17 protein-coding genes are annotated in these 17,782 nt (G+C 69.1%); 9 read left to right on the forward strand and 8 right to left on the reverse strand.

The annotated features are described in order from the left end of the window. Nucleotides 1-93 precede the first annotated feature (93 nt). Nucleotides 94-333: a hypothetical protein gene (locus ABZ532_RS25420; RefSeq protein WP_361288118.1), complete on the reverse strand. Its 240-nt coding sequence runs from the start codon at nt 331-333 to the stop codon at nt 94-96. Between the two features lie 313 nt (nt 334-646). Here ABZ532_RS25420 and ABZ532_RS25425 point away from each other — a divergent pair, with 313 nt between their 5' ends. Both ABZ532_RS25425 and ABZ532_RS25430 read left to right on the forward strand, forming a co-directional pair. After that, nucleotides 647-1,459 carry a hypothetical protein gene (locus tag ABZ532_RS25425; protein WP_361288121.1) on the forward strand — a complete coding sequence of 271 codons (813 nt, stop codon included), beginning with the start codon at nt 647-649 and terminating at the stop codon, nt 1,457-1,459. Continuing rightward, nucleotides 1,456-2,118, forward strand: coding sequence for a class F sortase (locus ABZ532_RS25430; RefSeq protein ID WP_361288123.1), 663 nt, complete (start codon nt 1,456-1,458; stop codon nt 2,116-2,118). The genes ABZ532_RS25425 and ABZ532_RS25430 overlap by 4 nt, the downstream gene beginning before the upstream one ends. A 388-nt stretch (nt 2,119-2,506) precedes the next feature. Here ABZ532_RS25430 and ABZ532_RS25435 read toward each other — a convergent pair whose 3' ends face one another. Together ABZ532_RS25435 and ABZ532_RS25440 are read right to left on the reverse strand one after the other, a co-directional pair. Then, the gene (locus tag ABZ532_RS25435; protein WP_361288126.1) at nt 2,507-2,839 is read right to left on the reverse strand and encodes an antibiotic biosynthesis monooxygenase family protein; all 333 of its coding nucleotides are present in this window, start codon (nt 2,837-2,839) and stop codon (nt 2,507-2,509) included. Between the two features lie 330 nt (nt 2,840-3,169). Next, nucleotides 3,170-3,481: a DUF4235 domain-containing protein gene (locus ABZ532_RS25440; protein WP_361288129.1), complete on the reverse strand. Its 312-nt coding sequence runs from the start codon at nt 3,479-3,481 to the stop codon at nt 3,170-3,172. A gap of 376 nt (nt 3,482-3,857) precedes the next feature. Between ABZ532_RS25440 and ABZ532_RS25445 the strand changes: the two genes are divergently transcribed. From ABZ532_RS25445 to ABZ532_RS25465, 5 genes are all read left to right on the forward strand, one after another. Continuing rightward, nucleotides 3,858-4,226: a low affinity iron permease family protein gene (locus ABZ532_RS25445; protein ID WP_361288132.1), complete on the forward strand. Its 369-nt coding sequence runs from the start codon at nt 3,858-3,860 to the stop codon at nt 4,224-4,226. 625 nt (nt 4,227-4,851) lie between these two features. Continuing rightward, nucleotides 4,852-5,787: a calcium-binding protein gene (locus ABZ532_RS25450; protein WP_361288135.1), complete on the forward strand. Its 936-nt coding sequence runs from the start codon at nt 4,852-4,854 to the stop codon at nt 5,785-5,787. Nucleotides 5,788-6,037: 250 nt separating this feature from the next. Further along, entirely contained in the window at nt 6,038-6,517 is a 480-nt protein-coding gene (locus tag ABZ532_RS25455) for a hypothetical protein (RefSeq protein ID WP_361288138.1), read from the forward strand. A gap of 158 nt (nt 6,518-6,675) precedes the next feature. Beyond that, entirely contained in the window at nt 6,676-7,191 is a 516-nt protein-coding gene (locus ABZ532_RS25460; protein ID WP_361288141.1) for a hypothetical protein, read from the forward strand. A gap of 252 nt (nt 7,192-7,443) precedes the next feature. Next, nucleotides 7,444-8,313 (forward strand): MBL fold metallo-hydrolase, encoded by an 870-nt coding sequence (locus ABZ532_RS25465; protein WP_361288144.1) that lies wholly within the window; start codon nt 7,444-7,446, stop codon nt 8,311-8,313. A gap of 110 nt (nt 8,314-8,423) precedes the next feature. Here ABZ532_RS25465 and ABZ532_RS25470 read toward each other — a convergent pair whose 3' ends face one another. Both ABZ532_RS25470 and ABZ532_RS25475 read right to left on the reverse strand, forming a co-directional pair. Further along, a complete protein-coding gene (locus ABZ532_RS25470; RefSeq protein WP_361288146.1) occupies nt 8,424-9,131 on the reverse strand; it encodes a hypothetical protein in 708 nt (235 codons plus the stop codon). A 40-nt stretch (nt 9,132-9,171) separates the two neighbouring features. After that, on the reverse strand, nt 9,172-11,025 hold the full coding sequence (locus tag ABZ532_RS25475; RefSeq protein WP_361288149.1) for a protein kinase: 1,854 nt from the start codon (nt 11,023-11,025) through the stop codon (nt 9,172-9,174). A gap of 801 nt (nt 11,026-11,826) precedes the next feature. Between ABZ532_RS25475 and ABZ532_RS25480 the strand changes: the two genes are divergently transcribed. Then, nucleotides 11,827-12,990 (forward strand): GDSL-type esterase/lipase family protein, encoded by a 1,164-nt coding sequence (locus ABZ532_RS25480; RefSeq protein ID WP_361288152.1) that lies wholly within the window; start codon nt 11,827-11,829, stop codon nt 12,988-12,990. Between the two features lie 83 nt (nt 12,991-13,073). On the opposite strand, the gene ABZ532_RS25485 is transcribed toward ABZ532_RS25480, so the two are convergent. The 3 genes from ABZ532_RS25485 to ABZ532_RS25495 all read right to left on the reverse strand — a co-directional run bounded on the left by ABZ532_RS25485 (nt 13,074) and on the right by ABZ532_RS25495 (nt 16,438). After that, nucleotides 13,074-13,499 (reverse strand): chaplin, encoded by a 426-nt coding sequence (locus ABZ532_RS25485; RefSeq protein ID WP_361288156.1) that lies wholly within the window; start codon nt 13,497-13,499, stop codon nt 13,074-13,076. A gap of 235 nt (nt 13,500-13,734) precedes the next feature. Beyond that, a complete protein-coding gene (locus ABZ532_RS25490) occupies nt 13,735-15,303 on the reverse strand; it encodes a hypothetical protein (protein ID WP_361288159.1) in 1,569 nt (522 codons plus the stop codon). 580 nt (nt 15,304-15,883) lie between these two features. Next, nucleotides 15,884-16,438, reverse strand: coding sequence for a hypothetical protein (locus ABZ532_RS25495; protein ID WP_361288162.1), 555 nt, complete (start codon nt 16,436-16,438; stop codon nt 15,884-15,886). A gap of 225 nt (nt 16,439-16,663) precedes the next feature. Between ABZ532_RS25495 and ABZ532_RS25500 the strand changes: the two genes are divergently transcribed. Beyond that, the gene (locus ABZ532_RS25500) at nt 16,664-17,701 is read left to right on the forward strand and encodes a UTP--glucose-1-phosphate uridylyltransferase (RefSeq protein WP_361288165.1); all 1,038 of its coding nucleotides are present in this window, start codon (nt 16,664-16,666) and stop codon (nt 17,699-17,701) included. The last annotated feature ends 81 nt before the right edge of the window (nt 17,702-17,782 follow it).

Genomic DNA, 17,782 nt, shown 5'->3' on the forward strand with positions numbered 1-17,782 from the left:
GCCTGTGGTCGAGAGAGCACAACGGTTTGCGGGCCGACGCGCGGCGAAACCGCGAGAAGATCCCCCGACCCCGTCGACGCCTCGATCGCGGTGTCACAGGTGCGGAGACGGGCGACGGCGGTGGAGTACCGCCAGGGCTGCGGAGCCCATCAGGGCCGGCACGGCCGCGCAGCGCAGCACGGCCCCGATCGCAGGTGCGTCGGATGCCGCCTGGGCCGTGGAACCACTGATGGCCTCCGGAACCGTCGCGGCCACCGCCACGGCCACCGCACCGAGCAGCACGAGGGAGGTGAGGACCAGCCCGCAGCGTCCGGGTCTGCATGCGAGGGCCACAGGGACGGTACAGGCCGCTTTGAACGCCCGCGGTGCTTCCTGCGTTTCATAGGTAACTGCATTTCAGTTGGGGCGAGGAGGGGGCAGCCCATGCCTGGCGTTGCCACGGTTGTCGCCGACGCCCGCGTGTCCGTAGGTCGCCGGCGCGTGGTCTCCGCCGCAGGCGCCGGTGAACGTCCTCCTACCGCACGACTGCTGTGCAGGCATGCGTGGAGCTGATGCTCGAGCAAACGGCCAGCGGGCTGCTCGGGTGTCGCCAGAAGTCCGTACGACATGCGGCTTCCCTCTCCAGGGGCTGCGGAATGGAACGAACGTGATGTCCAAGCGAACCGGCCGTCTTGCGGTACTCGCCGCTCTCCCCGCTGCCTTGCTGACCACGATCGTGGCTTCTCCAGCGGCGCTGGCCGCGGACAGCCCTGCGTTCCAGATCGACCTGGAGCAGCTGAACGAGTCGGGTTCCCGCGGGACGGCCATGCTGAGCCTTCGCGGCAAGGAACTGACGGTGTGGATCAAGTCGGAGGGCATGGTGCCCGGACAGCCCTCGGCGCAGCACCTGCACGGATCGACCGAGGGGCACGACTTCCACTGCCCGGACGCCAGCGACGACACCAACGGCGACGGGATCCTCAACAACACCGAGGCCACGCACGACTACGGCGACATCAACATCTCGCTCACCACATCGGGAGACACGGACGCGGGCAGCGGTCTGGCGGTGGATCGGATGCCGGTGGCCGACAAGGAGGGAAAGATCTCCTACAAGCGGACCATCCCGGTCTCCCAGGACGTGGTCGAGCACATCAAGGACCTGCACATCGTGCAGCACGGCATCGACCGCAATGACAACGACAAGTACGACGAAGAGGGCGCCGGCAAGAGCGAGCTCGACCCGAAGCTCCCCCAGGAAGCCACCGCTCCCACCAACTGCGGCGAGGTCAAGGGCGCGGCGGTCGGCTCCATCCCGGTCGGTGGGATCGAGACCGGCAGCGGTCCCGGCGCAGCCGGCGTCTCTCCGAATCTGGTGACCGGTGCCGCCATCGCGGCGACGGTGACGGCGGCAGGCGCACTGGTCCTCGCCCGCCGACGCAAGACGTCCCGTGTCGTCGCGCCGGAGGGTGCCGCGTGAACCGCGTGTTCGGCAGCAGTGCGGCAGTCGGTACCGGGCGCGCCGTATCCGTGATCGCTGTGGCAGCGACCCTCCTGCTCACTGCCTGCGGCGCCCAGGAGACGGCGACGCCACCGGCGAACCAGGGCCAGAACACCGCTCAGGGTCCTGCGAGCAGCCAGGCACCGGCAGAGGGATCGAACAACGGCCAGGCCGTCGCGGCCCTGGCACGGTCGGCGCCGCGGGTGGTCTCCATCCCGTCGCTCGCGCTGTCGAGTGAGCTCGAAACCCTCGGGCAGAACAAGGACGGGGCGATGACGACCCCTAAGAACCCCGATCTGGCGGGCTGGTACGAACCGGGCCCCACCCCAGGTTCCCAGGGGCCCGCGGTGATCGCCGGACATGTGACCTGGAACGGCAAGGCCGCGGTCTTCGAGAAACTCAAGACGATGAAGGCCGGCGACGCGATCAAGGTGACGCGCGAGGACGGGAAGACGGCCGAGTTCAGGGTGGACCGTGTCGCCGAGTACCCGAAGAAGGAATTCCCCACCCTGGAGGTGTACAAGAACGTCGACCACGCGGGGCTGCGACTGGTCACCTGCGGCGGTGACTTCGACGCGAAACGCCACTACTACCCGAACAACGTGGTGGTGTTCGCCAGCATGGTGGCTGTCGCGTAGAGCGCCGGCCGCGATCGTTCTGGGCCGGGTGCGCGGTGACGACCGGGCGGGTACGGGCGCCGGTGCGCCGACGAGGGGTGGTGGGTTCCTCGTCGGCGCAACGGCGCCCCCGGTGCGTTGGTCACCCGGGTTGCGGCCGCACAGGGTTCAGCAGGGACCGATCCGGGCCGCCGCCCAGGGGATGCTGCGGCCGGGTGACCGTGTCGGTGGGCTCGTCCCGGACAGGCGGCCGAAGTCAGGGTGCCGGGCTCGTCGGGTGAGCCCTGCCCCCTGCCGCTGTGGGAGCTTCGTGCGAGTGTCCCGTCGTCTGCCGAGGCTCCCGGCGGAAGACGACGTATGACGGATGACATGTCGTCGGGCACGGTTCGGTACAGGCCTCCGGGCAGTGTCACTTGGAGTGTGTCGACTCGACCCGGTAGAGCCGTGGTTGTACATCCGTGGCGATCGTCGCGGCCTTGTCCATGTGGACGCGGGCCTCGGGGTTGGTGAGCATCTCGCGATAGTGGTCCTCGGTTTCCCACTGGGCGTAGTTGATGACGCACTCACCGTCCTGGGAGGCGTGGAAGTTGGCGCAGATGAATCCGGGCTGCCGTTTCATCGTTTCTTCGGTGGCTTGGGCGAGCAGGGCGATGAGCTCGGCCTGGCGGTCGGGGGCGACCGTGAAAACGTTGATGAGGGTCGCGACGGGGCGGATGGTGTCGATCTTCGCGGTAACGGTCATGTCGTGATCGCTCCCCTTACGGAAGTCGCCATGGGCAGGTACGGGCGCGCATTCCCCCGATCGGGTGCGGGCCTGTCGGCCGTCCAGGGCTGGTGCCTCAGCACCAGCCTGCACACCCTCGCACTTTGGTGCCGCCGGGCCGGCCGACGGGTGAAATGAACGGGCATCAAGAGCTGGCCCCGGGCCTGCCCCAACGGCCGGACACCGTCCACGGATGACACGCGCGGGGCCTGCGTGCCGCTGGGCACAGGCGGAATGCCATGCACGGTGGCGACAGCAGCCTTAGCGCGGCAGCCATGGCGCGGACCGGTCCGCGCGGTGCGGCGGGGCTCAGTCCCTGCCGGTCTTGTCGTCGCTGGGCCAGACACCGGTGGTCCGGTATACCGCGTGGGCTCCGGAGCGGTCGACCACGCTGCGGACGACGGCGAAGATGGCGCCCTGCAGAGCGGCCGCGATCAAGATCTCGCCCCAGCCCCGGTCACGGTCCAAGGCGTCGGGCGCGTTGTCCTCGTGCCGCAGGACCTTCCACGCCTTCTGGAAGGCGATTCCGGCCAGCGTGCCTCCGCCCCAGCTCAGGGCGAAGCCGACCGGTTTGTAGGCGAGGGGGACCTTGCTCTCCCTCTTCAGCTTCAACCTGCTCATGTGTTCTCCCTTCATCGCCTCCGCGGCGTCCGTATCCCGTCGATCTCCGAGAAGGAGAGCCGGGCTCACGTCGCTGCGGACGTGGCATGGACCCCCTTGGGCGGGTGCCCTCTGCGGTAAGGCGTACACATGCGGTTCGCCAGGCACAACGACGGACCTCACGAAAACCTGCCCACTCCTGCGGTTGCGGCAAGGCCCCCGGGGCATGCGTTGCATGCTCCGGGACAAGCCGACGTCTCGGCTGCGGAGGACTCTGCGACGGTCGAGACCTGCGCGCGGCGCTGTCGAGGTCAGCTCTCGGACGCGGCGATGCTGGTCTCGCCGGTTGGCAGGGAAGTGCAGGGCTGTGTGCGGACGAGGAAAGGCGAGACGGACGATGGCGATTCAGCACCCCGCAGACCGTGGTGGCGACAAGCGCGGCAGGTTCGAGCAGTTGGCGGAGGGCGCATCCCGTTTCACGAGCTCACCGGTGTTCTTCGGGCTGTGTCTCGTGTTGGTGGCCGGGGCCGTGGCCGTTCATGTCGCCGGGCTCGACCTGGAGTGGCAGGTGTTCGCCGGAACGTGCATGACGTCGGTAACCCTGTTGCTGCTGGCTCTGCTCAAGAACTCGGAGTTGCGGGCTGAGCGTGCCATCCAGCGCAAGCTGGACGCGATCGCTGCCGCCATGCTCGAAGCGAGCGAAGGGGAGCCGGGAGAGGCGCACGAGGATCTGAGGAAGGCCATTCGGCTCGAAGACGAAATGTGAGAGACCTCGAGAAGTGCGAACGACGGTGAGTCCACCGGTACCGGGGCCGACGGCTGGGCGAGGCCGTGGGCGTGCTGCGGGTGTGGCGGAACGGGCTCCGGCGCGAGCGCATCCGGGGGACCTCGGCTGGTTCCGGCGGTCGGGTGCTGCTGGTCGCGTGGACGGGCACGGTTCGCTTACCTGACCACCCGTCGGACAGCCAACCTCATGAAAGCGCGAGGCTGGTGCCGCGGGTGCTCATGTCGGCCGCTCCATGCCGGAACTCTGCATAGGCGGAGCCGGAGGCTCGCCGCGCACGCCGGAACGTCCCCGTGCGCGTTCGCCGGCGTCGTTGCTCCGCCGTCGCAACCATGCCCGCGTACCGCGGCGCCCACGGGGGATCGTCCTGCTGATCTGCGTGGCCTCTGCAGGGCGGTCGGCCTCCGGGCCGGTCACTGCTCTCCCGCGACGGGTCCGTGCGGGTTGCGACCGAAGGAGTGGTCATATGGCCCGGTGTGTCTGCCCTGACCTGCGAGGAATGCCCGTGGATGAATTCCCTCCCCTCTTCGGGCGCACGCGGGTCGGGCAAGAGTGTGACTGTCTGTAAGAGACAGCTGTGCATCTCACCAAGGGAGCAGTCGAAGCGATGTTCGAGCCCCGCCACTCCGGCGACGACCGCCCGAAGACGGCTCGCGCTGCGCGCTCCGGCCGGCGCAGTGGCAGTCCTCGATCCTTCCCCGCAATCATCGCCCTCATCACCGGAGGGATGTTCGTCTGGTCCACCCCCGCGACGACGGCCACACCGGGGTCGCCGGGATCACCGGGGTCACCGGGGTCACCGGGGTCAACGGCCGCCGCGCCGGGAACACCGACGGCGGCCACGCACGGGACCAACTCGAACTGCGAGGACGCCAAGCCCACCATCGTGGGCACCGAGAGGAACGACATCATCGTCGGGACCCCCGGCAACGACGTGATCTTCGCGCTCGGAGGCAACGACACGGTTTACGCACTCGGGGGGAACGGCCGCATCTGCGGTGGCCCGGGCAACGACATCCTCCGCGGTGACGAGGACAACGACCAGATCTCCGGCGACTCGGGCGATGACCAGCTCATCGGGGGCCTGGGCAACGACGACCTCCGCGGTCGCTCGGGCAACGACGACCTCCGCGGGGAACCGGGCAACGACCGGATCTCCGGCGACTCGGGCGATGACCAGCTCATCGGGGGCCTGGGCAACGACGACCTCCGCGGTCGCTCGGGCAACGACGACCTCCACGGTGGCAGGGGCAGCGACCAGCTCGACGGTGGCGAGGACAACGACGACCTCCACGGTGACGAGGAGAACGACACCCTCTACGGGGACACCGGCGACGACACCCTCTCCGGTGGCAAGGGCAATGACGAGCTCCGCGGTGGCAGGGGCAACGACCGGCTCGACGGTGAGGAGGACAACGACCGGCTCTTCGGGGAAGCCGGGGATGACGCTCTGGACGGCGGACGCGGCACGAACACCAACAATGGCGGCTCCGGGACCAACAGCTGCATCAACCCGCGCAACGGCCCCGGCTGCAACGACTGATACATCAGCGCGAGGCTCGTGCCCTGGATTCTTCTGTGCGGCAGCCGTCGTGTTCGGTCGGCGCCGAGCCGGGGGACACGGCCACCAGAAGGCCTTTTCGCCTGGATTCGCCGGACCCCCATCTCCTCGCAGGTCTACTGTACGTATGCGCCGCGTTGCCCACCGCGGTCATCTGAGGAGGGAACCTGTGTCATTCTCATCGCCCTGCGACCCTGCGAACGCTCCCGCTGGCGATGTTGGCGGAGCACTCATGCTGATCGACTCCCGGCTCAGGAGCGTCTGCGACGCCAGGACCGCCCCCGATCCCGAAAAGCAAGAGCTGATCGACCAGTTCCTCGCGTCACTGGGCACCAAGGGAATGGGCGACCTGCTGGACGGCGCGTGCACGCTCATCTTCATGTTCATGAAATGGCTGCGGCTGGCTTACGAGGAGAACGACAAGGATGTCATCGAGCACGTGGTGCCCAACCTCGTGGCCTCGATGCGCATGATGCCCGGAAGCGTCAGCCCCGAGGCCATCCCCACCATGGCCGGCCTGATCATCGCGGCGGGCACCGGCCTGAGCCCCAACCTCTGGCGCAAGCAGTACGGATACTGGACGGACGAAGAGCTGACCGCTCTCGAAGTCACCGTCTTCCTGCTCGCGGAACACATCAACCGCCTGGCCGACGACCGTGACTTCGCCACCCGCCTGATCACCGATGCTCTGGCCAGTGCGGAAGGGGCCTGAAGTACCGCATCCCTCGCGAGAGCCCAATGCGTTGCGGTTTCCCCCACTGAGGGGCCGCACTGACGCCTGGAGGTGAGTTCCCCGTGTCGCCGGCGGATGGATAGCCTTGCACACGCATTGACCAATCCAACGGCACTCAACAACGGGGTCTTTCAGGCATGTCGACGCCTCCACCGCAGTACCAGAACCAACCGTCGTACGGGCAGCCGCAGCACCCGTACGGATACCCGCAGCAGCAACCGCAGCAGCCCTACGGATACCCGCAGCAGCCGCAGGCCCCGTACGGATACCCGCAGCAGCCTCAGCCTCCCCGCGGGCCACAGCGACCGCAGCCGGGCGGTCTGGGACGGGCCCTGAAGTCTGCTGTCATCGTCATAGCGGTGTTCGGTGCACTCGGCTATTGGGTCTGGGACTACAACACCGACCCCAACGGCGGCAAGGCGAAAAAGGAAGCCGAGGCGGCGTCGCACCAGCCCGGCATCGGTGACTGCGTCAAGGTCGAGGACCCAGAGGGCAGTCCGGTTCCGACGGTCGTCGACTGCGACTCGCCCGAGGCCGAGTACAAGATGGGTGACCGGGTGGTCGGGAGCGCACAGTGCGACTCCAAGTACGACTACGGCATCAAGGTCACCCGCCGGGGCAGCCGCTCCACGATGTGCTTCACCAAGGTCTGATCCGCACCTGTTCACGGCCGCCGTTCGCAGGAGCGGGCGGCGGCCGTGCGGGCACCCTGGGCCGTCCGGCCCTTTGGCGGGCCGTCAGGTCACTCGGCCGATGGCGATCCCATACGGACCGAGACTTCCCGGTGAGAGCGAGCCCGATCCCGAAATACCAGATCGGCAGGGCCTACCCGTTCCTGCCGAATGTGGGCTATCCCTGAAACGGCGGCCCTGACCCGGGTCGGTTCCGCTGGAAGGAGCCAGGCAATGGATGGTTGGTACGTGGACGACCGCTGCATCAACTGCGATGTAGCCCGGCAGTTCGCACCCGATCTGATCGGCGAGTCGCAGGGAAGGTCGCAGGTGTTGCGGCTGCCGGGCAATGACGCGGAGACAAGGCGCTTGCACGCCGCCGTTTTCGCCTGCCCCACCCGATCGGTGCGCCCCGCGGCCGGACAGCCGGACCAAGCGCTCGACCCCTTCCCCATGGCCGTGGACGACGGCGTACTGATCTGCGGGCACAACTCCCCACACACCGCGGGAGCCAATTCCTACCTCCTCATGCGGCCCTCCGGTACGGCAATGATGATCGACACACCGCGTTGGCGCCCTGACCTCGCCGAGCGGTACGCGGCATCAGGCCCCGTCACCGATGTGCTGCTCACCCATCGTGATCACGCCGCACACGGCCGCCGCTACGCGGACCACTTCGGCGCTCGGCTGTGGATCCACGAAGGGGACGTCGACGCGGCGCCGGACGCGGACCAGGTGATCCGGGGCCTCGAGGTCACGGAGATCGGAGAGGGAGTCACAGCCCATCCGGTGCCCGGTCACACCCGAGGCAGTGTGCTCTACCTCGCGGACGACCGGTACTGCTTCAGCGGTGACAGCTTCTACTGGTCACGCTCGACGGGCGATCTGGAGGTCGTGGAGAGCGTGACGTGGTACTCCATCGAGGAACTGGCGGTCTCCCTGACCAGGGCAGCCGGACGGCTGCGCTTCGAATGGGTCCTCCCGGGCCATGGTGACCGTCACCGCCTGGCCGCTGAGGAGATGTCCCAGCGGCTGCTGGCTCTGGCGGGACGTACGCGACTGCTGCGGCCTCGGGAGATCGACTTCACCGCCGTCCGCTGGTGAGGGGCGGGCAACGGCCCGCCTGTGTGCTTCGCCTGTCACTGCGCTCCGACCCTCCCGCCGTCTTCGCGGCGCGCGAGAGGGGCAGCCGGGTGCATCGGAGTACGGGCAGGTCAGCCGCAGCGGTAGGTGAAGGAAGCCGAGGCCGTGTGCGCTGTGGGGGTGAGGACGCCCACGACGGCGCGCGCCTCGCGGGTGCCCCTGCCGTGGAAGGTCCAGTACATCGGCAGTGTGACCTCCCCCTGCCCGTCACGCACGGTCTGACGCAACTCGCCCGATGTGGTTCCGTCGCTGCGGATCCATTGGTACCGGATGGTTCCGGCCGCGCCGTTGGTCGTGATCACGGCTACCACCGTGGCCGCTCGGTCGCACCCCAGCTCGGTCGGCTGCGCGCTCACCGTGACCTGGGTGATGGCCAGTTCCCGGGTGTCCCGCTGCCAAAGGATCACACCGGCGACGGCGGTCAGCAGGAGTCCGAGTGCCGCCCATCCCGGCCATCGCCATGTGTGGCGCCGGGGCCGCCTCGGGCGTTGTATGGGGCCGTCCCGCCAGACCGCGGTGGTGCGGTCGGGCGGAAGCTCGCTCTCCGGAAGGGGCAGGGTCGGGAGTACGTGATCGGGTGCCGGACCCACGGGGTACACGCCGGTGTTCCACACGGTGGCCGCCGTGGCGCGGCTGCGGTAAGTCTCGTGTGGTGAAGGGGCGTTGAAGGCGGAGGTCCAGCCCGTCGAGAGGTACTCGGGGACCTCGTCGCCCTGGTGGGAGCCGGGGTGGTGCAGGGGCCTGAGCCGTTGGGTGGGCCCGTCGTCGTGCGTCGGCATGCCGGTCGCTCTCCGGTTTCGGGGGTGTCGGGGTCCTGGCTCAGCCGATCGGATCGAAGACGCATGCCGGCGCGCCCGTGTCCTGGTATGCCCGCCCGGACTCGGCGGCGGGCGTGGTGCTGATCCGCAGTCCCCAGTACCGGGGGCAGGTGGTGAATTCATGGTGGTACGAGAGCTGGTAGCTGGTGCGGCCGCTGAGCTCGTACGTCTCGCTGCTGCCGTCCTGCTCCCCAGGGGTGCCGGACTTTTCGCTGTTGTACCAGGTCAGTGTGAGGCTGACGGCATCGGTGCCGGTCGTGGTGACGGTGATCGCCGCGTCAGCGCCCCGGCCCTGCGACGCCACTTTGAGGGAGCTGACGCCCGCCGAACCGACCGCCATCGCGGCGCGGTTCGTGGTGGGCGCCGTGGTCGGCTGTCGCACCGCAGCGGTAGGGGACGGCACTGCGGCGGGGCCAGTGCCGGTCGCGCTGGGGGCGGTACCGGTTCCGGTGCCGGCCGGACCGGGAACGGCCGCACCCGGTCCGGTACCAGTGGCTCCGGTACCGCCCTGCGCCGCCGCGCCGGCCGAGGCGCCGCTCGGGGTCGTGCCGGGAGGTGTGGAACCGTAAGGCGCTGAGGGGGACGCTGCCGCATCGTGCCCGGCCGGATCGCCGGCCGACGGCTGTGCCGACCCTGGTGCCGCGCCTGACGCCGCGCCACTGGTTCCGGAGTCCGCGGAGGCGGAGAACGCGCTGTCCTCGGCCGATCCACCGCTCATGACGGCTCCTGCGACGACAGCCCCGCCCAGCAGCACCACCGCGGCGGCGATCGCCGGGACTCTGAGCTGCTGTCGCCGGGCAGCGCCGGCCACGTTGCCCTTCCGGGCGGGATCGCTGCCGCCGCCGTGTCCGCGAGACCGCTGACGGGAGCGGCGGACCGGCGGCTCCTCGTCCAGGCCGGTGGTAGCGAGTTCGGTGGTGGCGAGTTCGGTGGTGGCGAGTTCGGTGGTGGCGAGTTCGGTGGCGGCGTCGTCGCCCCCGGCCTGCGGCTGTGGGAGCTTCACCAGCAGGGCGACGGCGAGTGCGGCAAGGGTGCGCCGGCCGTACTCCTCCCAGTCGGGCCCGTACGCGGCGGCGGCGACGGTCTCCAACTCGGCGAGGAACTCGTCCGCCGAACCGAACCTGCCGGCCGGGTCCTTCGCCATCCCGCGGACTACGAGTGTGCGCAACGGCTCGGGTGCGGCCTCAGCGGGCACCGGCGCGGACAGATGCGACATGGCGATCTCGCCGAGATGCTCTCCGCCGAACGGACGGGACCCGGTCACGCACTCGAAGAAGGTGACGGTCGCCGCGTACACGTCCGTCGCGGCCGAGGCCGGATGCCCCTGCCACTGCTCCGGCGCCATGTACATCGGGGTGCCCGACATACCGGTGGATGCCGACCCGTCGCGCGCGGCGATGCCGAAGTCCACGAGCTTGGAGGTGGCTTCCGCGGTGACCAGCACATTCTCGGGCTTGTAGTCGCGGTGCACGATGCCCAGGCGATGAGCGGCGGTCAGGCCGAGAAGCGAACCCTTGAGGACGGTCAGCGCCGCTTCGGGCGTGGTCGCGCCCTCCCGGCGCAGCAGCGTTCGCAAGGAGGCCCCGTCCACCAGGTCCAGCACCATGGCGACACCGTCCCGGGTCTCCACGTACTGGTGCAGGCGCGCCACGTGCGGGGAGTCGACCTCCCGCAGCAGTTCGGCCTCGGCACGGAACTGCTGGAGGAAGCGGGTGTCCTCCGTCAGCCGCTCGTTGAGGTACTTGATGGCGACAGGCGTACCGGAGGCCGTTTCGACGGCCATCATCACGCGTCCACTACCCCCGGTCCCCAGTTCACGAATCTCTGTGAAACCGGGAACGGACCAGGTCTTCACGGTGCGGTTCCGCCTTTCCTCGGCGCTCTTGGGACTTCTTCGGTCTGCCTCTCCCCGCTTCGCTCTGCTTCGGGTGACTTTCAGGCCGAACCCCGGATTCGACGGGGCGCACCAAGCCTGGCGGTTCCGGTGGGACTCTTCCTGAGTAGTCGTCGCTCAATCTCCCTCGGGACGCGCGGGGCCGGCCGCGGCGCGCGGCGAGCCTTCGGTCGGCCGCCGTGGCACGTCGTGGCACTCCGGCCGTCACCGGCACTGATCCTGGCGGCTCCGGTTGGCGCTGCCGTAGAGCAACCACCACTCACACCGGAATCGCGGTCTGAGCAGCGTCGCATCGCAGGTAGCGGATGAAGGAGATGGCCGGATAGGGGTGCCCTTTGGGCGGTCCTGAGCCGGTCGGGACGTCTCAGTTTGGTATACAACCGCCCTCCCGAGTCCCGGCCTGGACGGCGACGGAGCCGCCCGGATCGCCGGCGGCCGGCTGATCCGTCCCCGATCCCCTCCGTTCGGTATGCGGACGGCTGTGTCAAGTGCTGTCACTGCGAGGGGAGTTGCCGGGCACTCTGCGCACCCGTGCGTGGGTGGCTCACCGGCGGGCTCGTAGCGCCGCCGCGGCGGCAGTCCCTCCAGCGCCAGAACGGAAGATCCAGCGCCGCCTATGAGACAGATAAGAAATATCGACGGCTACCTTGCGGTAACAAAGGGGCCGTGCCAGATTCCTCTCGCGCCCGGCCGGCGTGCGTTTCCGTCAACGCTCCGTGCTGACCCGTCAGATCGGCACGGCCAGGATGCAGGAGCATCTCCATGTCCGGATTCCACGCCGTATCCCTGCGGCGGCCCGCCGCGGTCCTCACGTCCGCCCTCGTCCTCACCGGCACGCTCACCTGCGCTGCCGCCCCCGCACAGGCAAGCACGTCACCTTCGCAGACCGCCGTGGTGTCGATGGGGGACAGCTTCATCTCCGGAGAAGCCGGCCGGTGGCAGGGCAACAGCAACACACAGTCCGGCAGCCGCAACGGGACGGACCGGGCCTACAACGGCAAGAGCTACGACCCCACCACCGTGTACGGCGGCACATACTCCAGCGGGTGTGACCGCTCCGACTCCGCCGAGGTGCTCAGTGCCACCGGGATCGCCGACGTGGCGATCAATCTGGCCTGCTCCGGCGCCACCACCGGCAACGTCATCCGGGCCGGCAGTGGCGGGGAGTCCCTCAACGGTGAGAGGCCGCAGGCCGACCAGCTCGCTGCCGTCGCCGCGCAGTACCGGGTCAAGCTGATCGCGCTCTCGATCGGCGGCAACGACCTCGGCTTCAGCGATGTCATCACCAACTGCGTCGAGGACTACTCGCTCCTGTACTCCTACTGCTATGACGACCAGGGGGAGAAGGTCGACCAGCGCATGGACTCCGCGATGGCGGGCGTCGCCAAGTCCGTCCAGGAGATCCGGTCCGTGATGTCGTCCGCCGGATACGCTTCCGGCGACTACCGCGTCATCCTGCAATCGGCCCCGTCGCCGATTCCGCGCGGCTCCGAAATCCGGTACGCGCAGAGCGGCTGGTCCAGGCTGACCACGGGGGGCTGCCCGTTCTGGGACAAGGACGCCGACTGGGCACGCGATGTGTTCATCCCGGAGTACGCCGCCGAGGTGAAGGCGGTCGCCGAATCCGAGGGAGTCCAGTTCCTCGACCTCCAGGACATGCTCCAGGGGCGAGAGGTGTGCGCCAAGGCGACCCGCCTGGCCACCTCGTCGCAGGGACCGTCCGCGACCACCAGTGAATGGGCGCGCTTCCTGGTCAGCGGGGCGGCGCAGGGAACCATGCAGGAGTCGTTCCACCCGAACTACTACGCCCAGCGGGCCCTGGGGCGCTGCCTCGGCCTGATCTACGCGCGGCCGACGGGCGACTACGCCTGCCGGAACACGGCGGGCAAGGACGATTCGGGGATGTATCTCACCGGTGTCTCCTGAGCGTTCGCCCGCCTGCTCAGGAGCGGGCGGGTGTGTGCCGGTCCGTCGTGACGAGGCGCCACGGCGGACCGGCGCACGCGTGGTCAGGAGTTGACGCAGGCGTTACCCATGGTCGGGTTCAGCATGCCGATCACGCTGAGGGAGTTGCCGCAGGCGGCGACCGGCACGTGGACCGGCACCTGGATGACGTTGCCCGACAGGATCCCGGGGGAGCCGGTGGCAGCGCCCACGGCCATCGCGCCGTCTGACGCGTCGTCCTCGTCACTCGCGCTGCCGTTGAGACAGGCGTTGCCGCTGGTGCCGTTGAGCATGCTGATCACGCCGAGCGAGTTGCCGCAGGCGGCGATGGGGATGTCGATGGGCACCTGGATGACGTTGCCCGACAGGATCCCGGGGGAGTCGGCGGCCACCCCCTGCGCTCCGGTGTCGGCCGACGCGGCCGTGGCCCCGCCGATGGTGGCCGCACCGACGGCCAGGGCCACGACCGTGCTTTTGACGAGACGGAACATCGAAAACCTCCACAGTGCTTGTCGAACAGAGCGCGTTCTTCGCATATCGGTCTGTTCACTTACGTATGGCTTGTTATCAGCACTTCGGTGCGTTGTCCGGAGGTTACGGGTCGCCGCGTCGCGTATGCCCCTGAACGGACCAGTGGCAAGCACCCGTTGCGGGCCTGATCGCCCTGACGTGCGCCCCGGCCTGCCCGCGGCACTGTTGAGGGCCGGAGCGCGCGCCTTGTGCCGGTCAGATGAACTCGACCAGCGGGAAGGAGCGGTGGAGTCGTGGCGGGGTGAGGAAGTTCTGCCGCCGGGTGGCGGTCAGGAAGCGCTCGAGACCGTTCTCGTCCTCTTCCACGTCGTGCTCCTCGGCCAGGTCGAGTGACGCCTGGTTGCTGCGCATGACGCGGAAGAACTCCGCGGTCGGCACGAACACGGTGAACTGGAGCTTGGGCTGTGCGGAGCCGTCCGGGACGTCCATGCCGTCGTAGCCCGGTCCGTCCATACGCACGTGGAGGGGCTGCCCCGAGGCGGTGCGGGAGGAGCGCTGGAGGCATGAGAGGTGCCCGATCCGGTGCTCGCCTTCGGGTGTGCCGATGCCCTGGGCGCTGCGGAGCGCGTCGTCCGTGCCCTGGAAGGTGTTCTCCAGGAAGGCGGGACCGCCACCGTCGGTGTACTGGTCCGCGTTGCCCTCCGAGGGCGGCGGGGTGGAGCGGAACATGTACTGGACGCGCTCGGTGTACATGGCGTCGTCCCCGGGGACGCCCTTGTCGTCGACGTCGTAGAACTGCTGGAGGTCCATGATGACGTGCGAGAGGTGCTGGACCGAACCGTTGCCGAAGTAGTCGCCGGGGCGGGCGGTGGTCAGCGGGCTCGCCTGGAAGGTGACGGCGCCGGCGGCGCTGGTACCGGAGGTCTGCTGGTCGGCGAAGCCCATCCACATCGGCGAGCGGGGGTTGACCATGAACGCGTAGACCAGCTTGTTGGCGTCGGCCACCTTCCTCGGCAGACCGATCTGGGTGAACATCGCCCTGCTGGAGGTGAAGGTCAGCAGGTCGGAGAGGAGCGGCGAGGTCTGCGGCCGGCCGGCCAGTCTGTTGCTGCCGCCCAGCCACCTCAGGACGTCCTGGATGTTGGCGGCGTTGTCGCTGCGCAGGGTGAACAGCAGGTCGTTGCCCTCGATGGACACCGGTACGTTGAACCGCCGTTTGGTGATCCGCGGATTCGAAGGGGACACGTCGGTGGGTCCGGCTACGGCCTCTTCCAGCACGTAGCGTCTGGTCGAGGATCTCAGGCGCGGCATGTACGCCGAAACCAGCGGGCCGTGGAGCCCCCCGGGCATCTTGCCGAAGTACGGCAGTCCGTAGGCGACGAAGGTGAACACACCCGACGGGGAGAAGGCGTAGGCGCGCTCGATGGTCGAGAGCGCGGAGCTCAGTCTGCTCTGGTCGCCGCGGGTGGGCGGGCGCAGCAGCCGTGCCGTCGCGAAGACCGTGTGGACAGGGCCCATCTGGACCTCGACGCCGTCGACGGTGGTGACGGGGCCGACGTAGTCCGCTATGTCGAACTGGATGTCGGGGAGGACGGCCGCCGCGGTGGCAGGGGCGGCCGCTGCCGCGGACGTCATTCTGGCCGGTAGCGCCGAGGAGTTCTTGAGCACCTCGAGCGCCGCCACGGCGGCGGCGAGCGCGCCACCCCGCAGCACTCCACGGCGGGTGGGACTTGTGCGGGGTGCTGCACCTGCCCCGCCGTCGCGGCCGACGGGAGAGACGGGAGCCGGCGTGGCCTCCGGCGCGGAGCCTTGGGACTCATCCATGACGTCTTCCAATCCTTGGGGCGCGGATGTGAGGGGATGTACGGCCGGGACGGGACGCGTTGCGGGACCCGTCCGGCGAGGTAGTGGCGTGTACATGACAGGCTCGGGTGACTGATGGATTTCGTCCGCCTGCCGTGTGCTGCCGAACGGTGCCCGGGTGGAGTGACGCGAATGTAGAGCTGACGTGGATGCGCCGGCACTGTGAATACCGGCCAAGGAGCCCGCTGTGAGCCGGTGAGGAGTCAGCTGTGAATCGGCTCGCGGCTCTTCACTTCGATGCCTGGATCTGTATGACCGGACCTCGCCGCAGACGCTCCGGGGATGGATTCCGATCACGGTGCCGGATCCCGCACGGCGAGGCTGGGCATGCCTTGTTCAGGCGGCTGCACGCTCCCGGAGCGCGACGATCGTAGATCGCACAAGCCGGGCACATGGCCGGATGGGCACACCCGGCTGCCGCGCCCGGACGGGTGGTGTTCCGGAATGGCCACCCGTGTGCCGAAGCATCCGCACCGGCTCCCCCGTGCGCCGAAGCACCCGGGCCGGCCTCCCGGGTGCTTCGCATCTGTAACGCTGCCGGTCAGTGGACGAGATGCACCGTGAGCTCGGTCTCCGGCTCGTTCGTGTTGGCGGCGTCGACATAGCCCTGGGCCGTGCGGTAGCGCCCGGTGCCTCCTGTGACCGCCAGGGTGATACGTCCTGGCGCGGGGTCGGAGTCGGCGACAGGGCCGGCAACGGCGCCGGTTTCGGAGCCGGGCACAGTGAACACGCCCTGCAGGGTGATCTGCCCGTCGGGCAGTGTCAGGGTGACCTGGCACTGGAACGCGTTCGGGCCGTCGGATCCCGGACGGGTCACCGTGCAGACCTCGTCGAACTGCCCCGCTTGGTCACCGGACTTGAGAAGGTTGCCCGTGGCGACAAGCTGGTCGCCCTGGCTGCTCCCCGGAGGGTCCACGTCGATGAAGGTGAGCTGAGTCGGCACCGCCGTGAGCTCGATGTTCTCTGCCTTGTCGCGGGGCGGCTTGGGATAGCCGGTGTCAGGGCTTGGGGTGGTGGCCACAGCCGCGGAAGCGCAGCAGAGAGCGGTGGCCAGGCCGGTGACCACGCTCAGACCGAGACGTTTGATGTGGCGCATGATGCGTCTCCTGGTGAGGAAGTGCGGGGTTGTGACCGTGTGTCACCCGAGGGCCCGCTACCCGGTCAGCATCCGTTGGGCGGTTTTCCCCAGCCATCCCAGACGGGCATCCAGGTGAGGTGCCGGTCAGCGGCTGATACCGGTGACCGGCACCGGCGCGAACACATGGGCCCGTCCCAGCTGCCCCACAGGTCGCGCTCAACCTCGCGGGCGAACGTGGCGTGCATGAACGCAACCACCCCCTCCACCGCCACCCCCTCCACCGCCACCCCCTCCACCGCCACCCCCTCCACCGCCGTCGCCTCGGCCGCGGCCGAGGCGACGGCCACGGTGACCAAAGCCGTGATCCCTGTGGCCGGACTCGGCACGCGGTTCCTGCCGGCGACCAAGGCGACCCCCAAGGAGATGCTGCCGGTCGTCGACAAGCCGGCGATCCAGTACGTCGTCGAGGAGGCGGCGACCGCCGGGCTCGAGGACGTCCTCATGATCACGGGGCGTGACAAGCGGGCGGTGGAGGACCACTTCGACAGCAACACGGAGCTGGAGCACGCGCTCGCCGCCAAGGGCGACACCGCCCGCCTGGAGGCAGTGCGCCGGGTGACCCGGCTGGCCCGTATGCACCACGTGCGCCAGAGTCAACCGCTCGGCCTCGGCCATGCCGTCCTGTGCGCGCGCAGCCACGTCGGCGACGAGCCCTTCGCCGTACTCCTCGGAGACGACCTCATCGGCCCGGGCGAGGGACTGCTCGAGCAGATGCTGCGGGTGCGGGCGCGCCATGGCGGCAGCGTCGTGGCCCTGATGGAGGTGGCGCCCGACCAGACCCACCTCTACGGATGTGCGGCCGTCGAGCCGGTCGACGAGGCCCGCCACGCGGATGCTCAGGACGACGCGGAGGGCGCCGGTGATCCGCTCGTACGGGTGCTCGACCTCGTCGAGAAGCCGGCACACGGGGCAGCGCCCAGCACCTACGCGGTGATCGGCCGCTACGTCCTCGACCCGGCCGTGTTCCACCTGCTGGAGAAGGCAGAACCCGGTCACGGCGGTGAGATCCAGCTCACCGACGCGCTCAGAAGGCTGGCGCTCTCGGGCGACCACCCCGTGCACGGAGTGATCTTCTCCGGCCGACGTTTCGACACAGGCGACCGCGCCTCCTACCTCCGCACGATCGTCGAGCTCGCCTGCGAGCGCCCCGACCTGGGGCCGGACTTCCGGCGCTGGCTGACGGACTTCGTACGAGCAGGCCGCGAGGCCGTGACGGCGTGAAGGACCGGCCGCCCCGGGCCCGCGAGGCGGGGATCAGGACGCCGACGGGACTCACAGGCGCCGCACAGCTTCACCACACCG

The sequence above is a fragment of the Streptomyces sp. NPDC019396 genome (assembly GCF_040632375.1).
GTDB lineage: Bacteria > Actinomycetota > Actinomycetes > Streptomycetales > Streptomycetaceae > Streptomyces.

Excerpts from the sequence above, each read along its gene's own strand:
- ABZ532_RS25435 (WP_361288126.1), bottom strand. The coding sequence starts at position 2,839 with ATGACCGTTACCGCGAAGATCGACACCATCCGCCCCGTCGCGACCCTC.
- ABZ532_RS25440 (WP_361288129.1), bottom strand. The coding sequence starts at position 3,481 with ATGAGCAGGTTGAAGCTGAAGAGGGAGAGCAAGGTCCCCCTCGCCTAC.
- ABZ532_RS25445 (WP_361288132.1), top strand. The coding sequence starts at position 3,858 with ATGGCGATTCAGCACCCCGCAGACCGTGGTGGCGACAAGCGCGGCAGG.
- ABZ532_RS25450 (WP_361288135.1), top strand. The coding sequence starts at position 4,852 with ATGTTCGAGCCCCGCCACTCCGGCGACGACCGCCCGAAGACGGCTCGC.
- ABZ532_RS25455 (WP_361288138.1), top strand. The coding sequence starts at position 6,038 with ATGCTGATCGACTCCCGGCTCAGGAGCGTCTGCGACGCCAGGACCGCC.
- ABZ532_RS25460 (WP_361288141.1), top strand. The coding sequence starts at position 6,676 with ATGTCGACGCCTCCACCGCAGTACCAGAACCAACCGTCGTACGGGCAG.
- ABZ532_RS25465 (WP_361288144.1), top strand. The coding sequence starts at position 7,444 with ATGGATGGTTGGTACGTGGACGACCGCTGCATCAACTGCGATGTAGCC.
- ABZ532_RS25470 (WP_361288146.1), bottom strand. The coding sequence starts at position 9,131 with ATGCCGACGCACGACGACGGGCCCACCCAACGGCTCAGGCCCCTGCAC.
- ABZ532_RS25480 (WP_361288152.1), top strand. The coding sequence starts at position 11,827 with ATGTCCGGATTCCACGCCGTATCCCTGCGGCGGCCCGCCGCGGTCCTC.
- ABZ532_RS25485 (WP_361288156.1), bottom strand. The coding sequence starts at position 13,499 with ATGTTCCGTCTCGTCAAAAGCACGGTCGTGGCCCTGGCCGTCGGTGCG.
- ABZ532_RS25490 (WP_361288159.1), bottom strand. The coding sequence starts at position 15,303 with ATGGATGAGTCCCAAGGCTCCGCGCCGGAGGCCACGCCGGCTCCCGTC.
- ABZ532_RS25495 (WP_361288162.1), bottom strand. The coding sequence starts at position 16,438 with ATGCGCCACATCAAACGTCTCGGTCTGAGCGTGGTCACCGGCCTGGCC.
- ABZ532_RS25500 (WP_361288165.1), top strand. The coding sequence starts at position 16,664 with ATGAACGCAACCACCCCCTCCACCGCCACCCCCTCCACCGCCACCCCC.